This window comes from Sphaerisporangium fuscum, from assembly GCF_018531465.1.
Taxonomy (GTDB): domain Bacteria; phylum Actinomycetota; class Actinomycetes; order Streptosporangiales; family Streptosporangiaceae; genus Sphaerisporangium; species Sphaerisporangium fuscum.
The window spans coordinates 291284-302702 of sequence record NZ_JAHDTF010000011.1 but is presented as its reverse complement, the minus strand read 5'-3'; the positions used below and the strand labels follow the sequence as shown (position 1 = coordinate 302702).

Sequence of the window (11419 nt, the reverse complement as noted above, 5' to 3'; positions counted from 1 at the left end):
GAGAACCCCGCCATCACCGAGACGCGAGCACAGGCCGAACCTCCCGCAGAAGCAGCCGGTCGCCCCCTCTCGGGCCGCCGATCCCGCGGGAAGACGACCTCAGGCGGCTAGGACGTTCCGCCGGGACGCTCGCCCAGCTTGTCGACGATGCCGCGTGCGAAGATCGCCGATGTCTTGAGCAGGGCGCCCTTCTTGAGCCACTTGGTGTCCTGGACCTGGATCTTGCGCTGGCCGAGATATTCCAGAGTGTCCCGGGCGAAGATACATTCGGTACGGGTGCCGGCGTCCTCGCGGGCGACCGCGATCCCTGCGCGCCCTGCCGCGTCCTGGGAGTCGTCCACGATCGTCACACCGGGGATCCTGGCCACCGCTCTGTACAGCGCCGCGCCGAGCTTGGGAGGCAGCACTTCATGCTCCAGCAGGTCGCCGATGACTCACACCGCACGCCGTCCGAACCGGTGAGGAGGCGGTGACGCTGCTCACCGCACACCTCGACGAGATCCTGGGCACCGGACAGCCGCCGGACGGCGAGGCCCCGCTGAGAATCGCCTTCGGCGGATGCCCTCAGACCGACGCCACCCACAGCGTCCAGTGGTCGCTCTCGCGCACGGGGGCGGCGGCGTCGAGCCTGCCGCACACGTAGGCGGCCAGGTCCTCCAGCTGGGCGTCGTTCAGCTCGTGCAGGATCGAGCGGCCGGTGCGGGCGAGCAGGTCCGCGCGGACCTCCTCCACGCCGGCGTACTCCCTGCGCGTCTCCGCCAGCTCCAGCGTGCGGACGGCCCGGAAACCGGCCTCCCGCATGGCCGCCTCGACGGCCGCGCCGGCCGGGCGCCGGGCGCGCTCGGTCTCCAGCAGTTCGGGGAACCTCTCGAAGAAGTAACCGCGCAGGTGGGAGGGGGTGCCGGGGCGCGTCACGTCCTCGATGGTGCGGTCCTGCACGATGAGCGTCCCGCCGGGCGCGAGCAGCCTGCGGGCCTCCCGGAAGCAGGCGCCGAGGTCGTCGAGGTGGTGGATGAGCGCCCGCTCGAAGACGATGTCGGCGGCGGCGTCCGGCAGGCCCGTGTCGTACGCCCCGGCGTGCCGGAACGTGACACCCCGCAGGCCTTCGCAGTACTCCCGCGCGGCCGAGAGCATGGCGGCGGAGAAGTCGACGCCCACTACGGACGCGGCGCCGAGGCCGAGCCACGCCTTGCAGTAGACCCCGCCGCCGCAGCCGACGTCCACCACACGCCCGCCCTCCGGCGACACCACCGAGCGGATCGCCCGCGCCCAGTCGTCCCCCGCTTCACGCCCGGCATAGGTCAGGCGGTTGCTCTCGCTGTGGAAGTCGATGGCCATGAGATCCCCAGTTGTCATCTTGACGTCAACTGTCTTGACGTCAAGATAGCTCATCCCGTCGGGATGCGGGCGAAGCGCCCCGCCACGTGGAACTCCTCCTCGATGCGGGCCACCGCCGCCCTGAGCGGCGGCAGCACCTGTTCCCGGGCCTGCTCGGCGCTGCGCCGGCTGGCGTGCATCGAGACGTTGACCGCGGCGACGACGGCGCCCGTCCGGTCGCGCACCGGGACGGCGATGGACCGCAGCCCCTCCTCCAGCTCCTCGTCGACCAGCGCGTACCCGTCGGCGGCGACCTGCTCCAGCACCGCCGCCAGCCGTTCGGCCGAGGTGATGGTGTGCCGGGTGAGCGGCCGCAGGTCGGCACGGGCCAGCGACGCGGCCCGGACCTCCGGGGCCAGGCCCGCCAGCAGCACCCGGCCCATCGAGGTGGCGTAGGCGGGGAACCTCGTGCCGGTGGTGATGTCGACGCTCATGATGCGCACGGTGGGCACGCGGGCGACGTACTGGATGTCGTCCCCGGCGAGGATGGCCATGGACGCCGAATCGTGCACCTGCTCCACCAGCCACGCGATGTGCGGCTCGGCGATGCGGGGCAGGGTGAGCCGGGACAGGTACCCGAAGCCGAGCTCCAGCACCCGGGGCGCCGGCCGGAACAGCCTGCCGTCGAAGGCGACGTAGCCGAGGTGCGCCAGGGTGATCAGGGAGCGCCGCACGGTGGCGCGGGGAAGGCCGGTGGCCTCGGCGAGCGCGGCGAGGGGCGCCTCGGGGCGGTCCGCGCCGAAGGCGGTGAGGACGGAGAGGCCCCGGGCCAGCGACTCGACGAACTCCGGGCCGAGCTCCTCCTTGGAGGCCCGCGCGCGTGAGGCGGCGAGCGAGCCCGCCGCGGGCTCCGCCACGCCGGGGCCAGGGCACGGCGGGGAGGAAGGTCCGGCGGACGGGGTGGCCTCGATCGCGGCGGGCGGCGGGGCGGCCAGGGCGGCCTCCATCGCGGCGACCGCCTCGCGCAGGCGCGGCAGCATCGCCTCGCGCAGGGACCCCGCGTCGTGCCTGCTGGTGTGGCTCACCACGCTCACGGCGCAGACCTTCCGTCCCGCGCCGTCGTGCACGGGCATCGCGACCGCGACCAGGCCCGGTTCGACCAGTTGGTCGTCGAGCGACCAGCCGTCGCGCCGGGCGGCGGCGACGCGGTCCTCGAACGTCGCCGCGGCCCGCTCGGCGCCCTCCGGCAGCACCGTGAAGCCGGCGCCGCCCGGGCCGGCCTGGTGGCGCCGCAGCTCGTCGGCGGACCGGTCCGCGGCGAACAGCGCGCCCGGCGCGGCGCGCTCGGCCGGGATGAGGTCGCCGACGCGGAAGGCGATCGACATGGCCCGCCTGCGGGTCGCCTGGTGCACGAACCGGACGCCGTCGCCGTCGGGGACGGCCAGTGAGACCGACTCGTCGAGCTCGTCGGCCAGCCGGTCGGCGAGCGGCCCGAGCAGGGCGGGGAGCCGGGACGCGGCGAGGTAGGCGTTGCCGAGCTCGGTCACCGCGGGGGCGAGCACGGCGTCGCGGCCCTCGAGCCGGACATAGGCGAGGCGGGCGAGGGTGCTGAGGACGCGGTCGACCGTGGAGCGGGCGAGCCCGGTGTCGCGCACGAGGTCGCCCACGCTGCGCCGGCCCCCGGCCAGGGCCAGCCGGCGGAGCACGGCGAGGCCCCGGATCAGCGGGCCCACCGCCTCCCGGGGCGGCGCGTCGGGCGTCTGCTGGGTCATGTGCACTCCACGGTGAGCGGATCTCAGCCCGGAACGGTACCGCCCCCGCCCATTGACAGCACCCGTGACCCGGACCATATCATGAAATGAACTAAAGTTCACTAGGCGAACGACAATGGCCGCCGTTCACGCGGCGGCACGAGGGCGAGGGACATGGCCGAGATCCGTACGCTTCCCGAGGCGGTGGCCGAGCTGATCCACGACGGGGACACCGTCGCCATGGAGGGGTTCACCCACCTCATCCCCTTCGCCGCGGCGCACGAGATCATCCGCCAGGGCGTCACCGACCTGACGCTGGCCCGGATGACCCCCGACGTGATCTACGACCAGCTGATCGGCGCGGGCCTGGTGAAGAAGCTGATCTTCTCCTGGGGCGGCAACCCCGGTGTCGGGTCGCTCCACCGCTTCAGGGACGCCGTGGAGAACGGCTGGCCCCGCCCGCTGGAGATCGACGAGCACAGCCACGCCGGCATGGCCAACCGCTACGTCGCGGGCGCCTCCGGCCTGCCGTTCGCGGTGCTGCGCGGCTACCGCGGCACCGACCTCGCGCGGCGCACCGGCACGGTCTCCACGGTGCGGTGCCCCTTCACCGGCGAGGAGCTCGCCGCCGTCGCCGCGCTCAACCCCGACGTCGCCGTCATCCACGCCCAGCAGGCCGACCGCCACGGCAACGTGCAGATGTGGGGCCTGACCGGGGTGCAGAAGGAGGCCGCGCTCGCCGCCGGCCGGGTGCTGGTGACCGTGGAGGAGATCGTCGACGAGCTCGAGCCGCGCCCCGGGGGCGTGGTGCTGCCCGGCTGGGTGATCACCGCCGTCGCCCACGTGCCGGGCGGCGCCCATCCGTCGTACGCCGCCGGGTACTCCGTGCGCGACAACGACTTCTACCAGGCGTGGGACCCGATCTCCCGGGACCGCGAGAAGTTCACCGCCTGGATCCAGGACAACATCCTCGACAGCGAGGGAGCCGTACGGCGATGAGTGAGTGGACCCCCGACGAGGTGATGACGGTCAACGCGGCGCGCGCCCTGGCCCGGGCGCGCACCTGCTTCGTCGGCATCGGCCTGCCCAGCACGGCCGCCAACCTCGCCCGCCGCACCGGGCGCCCCGACCTCGTCCTGATCTACGAGTCCGGTGCCCTCGGCGCCAAGCCGTCCAGGCTGCCGCTGTCCATCGGCGACGGCGAGCTCGCCGAGACGGCCGACGCCGTGGTGTCCGTGCCCGAGATGTTCAACTACTGGCTGCAGGCGGGCCGCATCGACGTCGGCTTCCTCGGCGCGGCCCAGCTCGACCGGTACGCCAACATCAACACCACCGTCGTCGACCGCGGCCCCGGCCGTCCCGAGGGCCGGCTGCCCGGGGCCGGCGGCGCCCCCGAGATCGCCGCCAACTGCGGGGAGGTGCTCATCGTGCTGCGGCACTCCACCCGCAACTTCGTCGACAGGCTCGACTTCGTGACCTCCGTGGGGCACGGCACGGGGCGGGGCGACCGTGAGCGGCTCGGCCTGCGCGGCGGGGGGCCGGTGGCCGTCATCACCGACCTCGGCGTGCTGCGCCCCGACCCGGAGACCGCCGAGCTGATCCTCACCGACCTGCACGAGGGCGTGACCGTCGAGCAGGTCCGCGCCGCCACCGGCTGGCCGCTGAAGACGGCCGACGACGTGCGCACCACCCCTCCGCCCACCGAACGCGAGCTCGCCGCGCTGCGCGCCCTCAAGGCCGCCTGAAGGAGGAGCGCCACAATGTCAGAGGTGTACATCGTCGACGCCGTCCGGACGCCGTTCGGCAAGTACGGCGGCGCGCTGTCGGGCGTCCGTCCCGACGACCTGGCGGCACATGTCGTGCGGGCGCTCGCCGCGCGCACCCCGGGGCTCGACCCGGCGCGCGTCGGCGACGTGTTCTTCGGCAACGCCAACGGCGCCGGGGAGGACAACCGCGACGTCGCCCGCATGGCCGTGCTGCTGGCGGGCCTGCCCGTCACCGTGCCCGGCACGACGGTCAACCGCCTGTGCGGGTCGGGACTGGAGGCCGTCGTCCAGGCGGCCCGCGCCGTCGCCGCCGGCGACGTCTCCATCGCCATCGCCGGCGGCGTGGAGTCGATGTCCCGCGCGCCCTGGGTGCTGCCGAAGCCCGAGCGGGCGTTCCCGGCCGGTCACCAGGAGCTGTACTCCACCACCCTCGGCTGGCGCATGGTCAACCCCCGCATGCCGTCGGAGTGGACCGTCGCCCTGGGCGAGGGCGCCGAGCTGATCGCCGACAGGTACGGCGTCAGCCGCGAGCGGCAGGACGCCTTCGCGCTGGCCAGCCACGAGAAGGCCGCCCGCGCGTGGAAGGACGGCGCGTACGACGGCGAGATCGTCGGCGTGGAGGGCGTCGACCTGCCGCGCGACGAGGCGATCCGCGAAGACACCTCGCCGGACAAGCTCGCCAGGCTCAAGCCGGCGTTCCGCCCGGACGGGGGCACCGTCACCGCCGGGAACTCCTCCCCGCTGAACGACGGCGCGGCGGCCCTGCTGCTGTGCGACGAGGACGGCCTGCGGGCCCTCGGCCGCGAGCCGCTCGCCCGCGTACGGGCCTCGGCCGTGACCGGGGTGGAGCCGCAGTACTTCGGGCTCGGCCCGGTGGAGGCGGTGAACCGGGCCCTCGCCAAGGCGGGCAAGGGCTGGGCGGACCTCACCGTCTTCGAACTGAACGAGGCCTTCGCCGCCCAGGCCCTCGGCTGCCTCGGCGAATGGCCCGACCTCGACCCGGCCGTCGTCAACCCGCGCGGCGGCGCCATCGCCATCGGCCATCCGCTCGGCGCCTCCGGCGCCCGCCTGGCCGGGGCGGTCGCCCACCAGCTCGCCGCCGCCGGCTCCGGCACCGGCGTGGCGGCCCTGTGCATCGGCGTCGGACAGGGCCTCGCCCTGGTCCTGGAAAGGTGACGGCCATGACGACCCCGCAGCCCCGGCCCGTTTCCCAGGAGGTCATCAGCGCCGAGATCGGCCAGTTGCGCGAGGCGTACTCCAAGGCCGTCGAAGAGGGCGGCCCGCGGCGCGACCACCCCGACCGCGGGTACGCGCCGTACCGCAGCAGCGTGCTGCGCCACCCCAAGCGGCCGCTGGTCGCCGCCGGCGATCCCGAGGCGGTCGAGCTGAGCGGCCCGGTCTTCGGCGTCACCGACGTCACCGAGCTCGACCACGACCTCACCCGGCAGCACCACGGGGAGCCGCTGGGCGAGCGGATCCAGGTGACCGGGCGGGTGCTCGACCGGTACGGCCGGCCGGTGCGCGGGCAGCTCGTCGAGATCTGGCAGGCCAACGCCTCCGGCAGGTACGCCCACCAGCGCGACCAGCACCCGGCGCCGCTCGACCCCAACTTCACCGGCGTCGGCCGCTGCCTCACCGACGACGAGGGGCGCTACGCCTTCACCACGATCAAGCCCGGGGCCTACCCCTGGCGCAACCACGACAACGCCTGGCGGCCGGCGCACATCCACTTCTCGCTGTTCGGGACGGCCTTCACCCAGCGGCTGGTCACCCAGATGTACTTCCCGGGCGACCCGCTGTTCGCCTACGACCCGATCATGCAATCGGTGACCGACGACGCGGCCCGCGCCCGGCTCGTCGCCCGCTACGACCACGACCTGTCCACGCCGGAGTGGGCGCTCGGCTACCGCTGGGACATCGTGCTGGACGGCCCGGCCGCCACCTGGATGGAGGAGGGCCGATGACGAACACCCCGGATCTTCCCCGGACGCCGTCCGCGGCCACGCCGAGCCCCGCGGCGACCGGCCCCGGCACGACGCTCCCGGCCGCCGGGGCGGCCACGCCGATGGCGCCCACCCCCTCGCAGACCGTGGGCCCGTTCTACGGGTACGCGCTGCCGTTCGCCGGGGGCGGTGACCTCGCCCCCGCCGGCCATCCCGGGGCGGTGACGATCCGCGGGCGGGTGTACGACGGGGCGGGGGCGCCGATCCCCGACGCGCTGCTGGAGTTCTGGCAGCCCGCCCCGGACGGCTCGCGGACCGGCGCGCCCGGCTCGCTGCGGCGCGACCCGGTGACCGGTGCCGTGGCCGGCCGCACCGGCCTCGACTTCACCGGCTTCGCCCGCGTCCCGACCGACGCCGACGGTCACTACGCGCTGCGCACCCTGCCGCCGGGCGGGGCGCCGTACATCTCGGTGTGCGTCTTCGCCCGCGGCCTGCTGCACCACCTGTACACCCGCGTCTACCTGCCCGAGCCGACCGACCCGGAGACCGAGCCGCTGCTGGCCTCCCTGCCGCCCGAGCGCCGGGCCACGCTGCTCGCCGTCCCCGAGCGGGAAGGGGTGTACCGGTTCGACATCCGGCTGCAGCACGACGGCGTCCACGAGGAGACGGTGTTCCTTGCCTTCGACTGACCACCTCGAGCCTCCGCGCGACGAGCCGGGCGACGTCGGGCTGCTGGCGCCCGTGTGGGCCGGTTCGGAGGTGGAGGCGGCCACCGGGGACGGGGCGTTCGTCCGCGCCATGCTGGAGGCGGAGGCCGCCCTCACCCGGGCCCAGGCCGAGCTCGGGCTCGCGCCGGACGGCGCCGCGGCGGCCGTGACCGAGGCGGCGTCCGACCACGGCCGGTACGACGCGCGCGACCTCGCGCTGCGGGCCCGTTCCGGCGGCAACCCGGTGATCCCGCTGGTCGCGGACTTGACCTCGGCCGTCGCCGCCCGCGACCCCGGTGCGGCCCCGTACGTGCACCGGGGCGCCACCAGCCAGGACATCTGGGACACCGCCGCGATGCTCGTGGCCGCGCGGGCGCTGGAGACGGTCCTGCGCGACCTGGACCGCGCTGCGCGGGCCCTGGCCACACCGGCCGCCGAGCATCGTGACACCCCCATGCCGGGCCGCACGCTGACCCAGCACGCGGTGCCGACGACGTTCGGGCTCAAGGCCGCCGGCTGGCGGAGCCTCGTCCTGTCCGCCCGCACCCGGCTGGCCGCCGTCCGCACCGCCCTTCCCGCCCAGCTCGGCGGCGCCGCGGGCACCCTCGCCGCCTTCCACGCGTTCGCGGAGGCCCCCCTCTCCCCTGCCGGCGATGACACCCGGCAGGGGGACGTCGGCCTCCGGCTGCTGGCCGCCTACGCCGCCGAGACCGGGCTCGCCGAGCCCGCGCTGCCGTGGCACACCCTGCGTACGCCCGTCGCCGACCTCGCCGGGGCGCTGGCCTTCGCGGCCGGGGCGCTCGGGAAGCTCGCGGCCGACGTGCTGGTGCTGTCGCGGACGGAGATCGGTGAGGTCTCCGAGGGCAGCGGCGGCGGCTCCTCGGCCATGCCGCACAAGGCCAACCCCGTGCGGGCCGTGCTGATCGCCGCCGCGGCCCGCCAGGTCCCCGCTCTGGCCGCGGTGCTGTACGGCTCGCTCGCCGCCGAGGACGAGCGGCCCCCCGGCGCCTGGCACGCCGAATGGCAGCCGCTGCGGGAGGCGCTGCGCCTGGTCGGCGGGGCCGCGCGCGCCGCCGCGGAGCTGGCGGAAGGCCTCCAGGCGCATCCGGAGCGCATGCGCGCGAACCTCGGCGCGACGGGCGGCCTCCTCGCGGCCGAACGCGTGACCGCGGTCCTGTCCGCGCTCATGGGACGCGACCAGGCCAAAAAGGCGGTGACGGACGCCTCCCGCCGCGCGGCCCGCGAGGGCGTCCACCTCGCGGACGCCCTGCTCGCCGACCCGGCCGTGGCCGGCGCCCTGCGCGCCGTGCCGGGCGAGCGGGCCGGGGAGAGGCTGCGCGACCTGACCGACCCCGCACGCTACCTCGGCTCCGCCGGCGCCCTCGTCGACCGCGCGCTGCAGGCGAAGGAGACCTCATGACCGGCACCGCGCCGCGTGTGCTCCACCATCGGATCGACGGCCCGCGGGACGCGCCGCCGCTGGTCCTCGGGCCCTCACTCGGCACGTCGCTCGCCGTCTGGGACCCGCAGGTCCCCGCGCTGGCCCGCGGGCACCGGGTGATCCGCTGGGACCTCCCCGGGCACGGCGGATCGTCCCCCGCCCTGCTCCCGGGCACCGCGCCCGGCGACGTCACCGTCGCCGGCCTCGGGCGCCTGGTGCTCGATCTGGCCGACTCGCTCGGCGTCGACCGGTTCGCCTACGCGGGCGTATCGCTCGGCGGAGCCGTCGGCGCGTGGCTCGCCGTCCACCATCCCGGGCGCGTGACCTCGCTGGCGCTGGTGTGCTCCTCGGCCCGGTTCGGCGAACCTCGCGGATGGCACGACCGGGCCGCGCTGGTGCGCGGCGAGGGCTCCACCGCCTCGGTGGCGGACACGGCCGCCGCCCGCTGGTTCACCCCTACCTTCGCGGCCTCGCCCGCCGCCGAGGCACTGACGGCGGACCTGCGCGCCACCGATCCCGCCTGCTACGCCGCCTGCTGCGACGCGCTCGCCGCCTACGACCTGCGCGCCGAGCTGTCCAGGATCACGGCGCCCACCCTGGTCGTCGCCGGGCGCGAGGACCCGGCCACGCCGCCGTCCCATGCCCGCGAGCTGGCCGACGGGATCCCCGGGGCGTCCCTGGTCGAGGTCGCGCACGCGTCCCACCTGGCCGGGGTCGAACGCCCCGCGCCGGTGCTCGCGGCCCTGCTGACGCACCTCGCCGGGTACGGCGCCGGCGGCCCCGGCGAAGAGGACGCTCCCGCCCGACCCGGGACGCCGCTGGGCGATGACCGGTCGCGGTACGCGGCCGGGATGGCCGTACGGCGGGCGGTCCTCGGGAACGAGCACGTCGACCGGGCCGTGGCCCGTACCACCCCGTTCACCGCGCCGTTCCAGGACTTCATCACCCGCTACGCGTGGGGTGAGATCTGGACGCGCCCCGGCCTGAGCCGGCGCGTGCGCAGCTGCGTGACGCTCACCGCCCTGGTGGCGCGCGGCCACCTGGAGGAGCTGGCGATGCACGTGCGGGCCGCGCTGCGCAACGGGCTCACGCCGGACGAGATCCAGGAAGTCCTGCTGCAGACGGCGGTGTACTGCGGCGTCCCCGCCGCCAACGCCGCGTTCGCCGTCGCCGACAAGATCCTCCGGGAAGAGAGGGAACACTGATGCGCACCACCGTCGGCATCGTCGGCGGCGGTCCCGCGGGACTGCTGCTCGCCCGGCTGCTGCACGAATCCGGCATCGACAGCGTCGTCCTGGAAAGCCGCGACCGCGCCTACGTCGAGCGGCGGCAGCGGGCGGGGATCCTCGAGGACGGCACCGTGCGGGCGCTGCGCGCGTGCGGCGCGGGCGAGCGGATGGACCGCGAGGGTCTGGTCCACGACGGCATCGAGCTGCGGTTCGGCCGCCGCTCGCACCGGATCGACTTCCCGTCCCTGACCGGCGGGCGGCGCGTGATGGTGTACGCCCAGACCGAGGTCGTCAAGGACCTGATCGCCCTCCGGCTGCGCGAGGGCGGGCCGCTGCTCTTCGAGGCCGAGGTGCGGGCCGTGACGGGCGCCGACGGCGACCGTCCGGTCGTCCACTTCGTCCACGAGGGACGCCGGCAGACCCTGACCTGCGACTACGTGGTCGGCTGCGACGGGTTCCACGGGGTGACGCGGGGGGCGGTCCCGGACGGCGTGCTGCGCACCTATACCCGGGACTATCCCTACTCCTGGCTCGGCATCCTGGCCGACGTCCCGCCGTCCTGCGACGAGCTGATCTACGCGCACTCGCCCCGGGGCTTCGCGCTGCACAGCATGCGCTCCCCCTCGGTCAGCCGGCTCTACCTCCAGGTGCCCAACGGCACCGAGCCGGACGAGTGGCCCGACGAGCGCATCTGGGACGAGCTGGACGCGCGTTTCGCGATCGACGGCGACTGGAAGCTGGCGCGCGGCCCGATCACGTCCAAGGCGGTGCTGCCCATGCGCAGCTTCGTCGCCGAGCCGATGCGGTACGGGCGGGTGCTGCTGGCGGGCGACGCGGCGCACATCGTCCCTCCCACGGGGGCCAAGGGGCTCAACCTCGCGGCGAGCGACGTGATCGTGCTCGCCCGGGCCTTCGCCCACCTGCGGGAGACGGGGTCGGCGGAGCTGCTGGCCGCCTACTCCGACACGTGCCTGCGGCGGGTGTGGCGGGCCGAGCACTTCTCGTACTTCATGACGACGACCCTGCACACCGACCCGGGGCAGTCGGAGTTCGACACGCGGCTGCAGCTGTCGCAGCTCGACCGCATCGCCACCTCCACGGCGGCCGCCACCGACCTGGCCGAGAACTACACCGGCCTCCCCATCCCCTGACCCAGCCCCAGAGGCCGTCACACAGCACCCACGCAGCGCCGCTGATACCGCACCGCTGCCGCTGTAACCCCCCTCCGCCCCACCCCGAGCCCCCTCCCGCAGCCCTCACTGCCA

11 protein-coding genes are annotated in these 11419 nt (G+C 75.1%); 8 read left to right on the top strand and 3 right to left on the bottom strand.

Annotated features, from left to right (window positions below):
• Nucleotides 1–107 precede the first annotated feature (107 nt).
• The 3 genes from KIK05_RS15010 to KIK05_RS48865 all read right to left on the bottom strand — a co-directional run bounded on the left by KIK05_RS15010 (nucleotide 108) and on the right by KIK05_RS48865 (nucleotide 3089).
• Nucleotides 108–407 carry a hypothetical protein gene (locus tag KIK05_RS15010; protein WP_214411300.1) on the bottom strand — a complete coding sequence of 100 codons (300 nt, stop codon included), beginning with the start codon at nucleotides 405–407 and terminating at the stop codon, nucleotides 108–110.
• 157 nt (nucleotides 408–564) lie between these two features.
• On the bottom strand, nucleotides 565–1356 hold the full coding sequence (locus tag KIK05_RS15005; protein ID WP_214411299.1) for a methyltransferase domain-containing protein: 792 nt from the start codon (nucleotides 1354–1356) through the stop codon (nucleotides 565–567).
• Nucleotides 1357–1388: 32 nt separating this feature from the next.
• Nucleotides 1389–3089 (bottom strand): IclR family transcriptional regulator domain-containing protein, encoded by a 1701-nt coding sequence (locus KIK05_RS48865; protein WP_214411298.1) that lies wholly within the window; start codon nucleotides 3087–3089, stop codon nucleotides 1389–1391.
• Nucleotides 3090–3242: 153 nt separating this feature from the next.
• On the opposite strand from KIK05_RS48865, the gene KIK05_RS14995 reads away from it, so the two are divergent.
• The 8 genes from KIK05_RS14995 to KIK05_RS14960 all read left to right on the top strand — a co-directional run bounded on the left by KIK05_RS14995 (nucleotide 3243) and on the right by KIK05_RS14960 (nucleotide 11305).
• Nucleotides 3243–4067 (top strand): CoA transferase subunit A, encoded by an 825-nt coding sequence (locus KIK05_RS14995; protein ID WP_214411297.1) that lies wholly within the window; start codon nucleotides 3243–3245, stop codon nucleotides 4065–4067.
• A complete protein-coding gene (locus KIK05_RS14990) occupies nucleotides 4064–4813 on the top strand; it encodes a CoA-transferase subunit beta (protein WP_214411296.1) in 750 nt (249 codons plus the stop codon). The genes KIK05_RS14995 and KIK05_RS14990 overlap by 4 nt, the downstream gene beginning before the upstream one ends.
• A gap of 15 nt (nucleotides 4814–4828) precedes the next feature.
• Complete coding sequence (locus KIK05_RS14985; protein ID WP_214411295.1) at nucleotides 4829–6010, top strand: thiolase family protein; 1182 nt, start codon at nucleotides 4829–4831, stop codon at nucleotides 6008–6010.
• A 5-nt stretch (nucleotides 6011–6015) separates the two neighbouring features.
• A complete protein-coding gene (pcaH, locus tag KIK05_RS14980) occupies nucleotides 6016–6798 on the top strand; it encodes a protocatechuate 3,4-dioxygenase subunit beta (protein ID WP_214411294.1) in 783 nt (260 codons plus the stop codon).
• A 101-nt stretch (nucleotides 6799–6899) separates the two neighbouring features.
• Nucleotides 6900–7466: a protocatechuate 3,4-dioxygenase subunit alpha gene (pcaG, locus tag KIK05_RS14975; RefSeq protein WP_214411346.1), complete on the top strand. Its 567-nt coding sequence runs from the start codon at nucleotides 6900–6902 to the stop codon at nucleotides 7464–7466.
• The gene (gene pcaB, locus KIK05_RS14970) at nucleotides 7453–8904 is read left to right on the top strand and encodes a 3-carboxy-cis,cis-muconate cycloisomerase (protein ID WP_250562777.1); all 1452 of its coding nucleotides are present in this window, start codon (nucleotides 7453–7455) and stop codon (nucleotides 8902–8904) included. The genes pcaG and pcaB overlap by 14 nt, the downstream gene beginning before the upstream one ends.
• Nucleotides 8901–10130, top strand: a complete 1230-nt coding sequence (gene pcaDC / locus KIK05_RS14965; RefSeq protein WP_214411293.1) for a bifunctional 3-oxoadipate enol-lactonase/4-carboxymuconolactone decarboxylase PcaDC — start codon at nucleotides 8901–8903, stop codon at nucleotides 10128–10130. The genes pcaB and pcaDC overlap by 4 nt, the downstream gene beginning before the upstream one ends.
• Complete coding sequence (locus tag KIK05_RS14960; RefSeq protein ID WP_214411292.1) at nucleotides 10130–11305, top strand: 4-hydroxybenzoate 3-monooxygenase; 1176 nt, start codon at nucleotides 10130–10132, stop codon at nucleotides 11303–11305. The genes pcaDC and KIK05_RS14960 overlap by 1 nt, the downstream gene beginning before the upstream one ends.
• The last annotated feature ends 114 nt before the right edge of the window (nucleotides 11306–11419 follow it).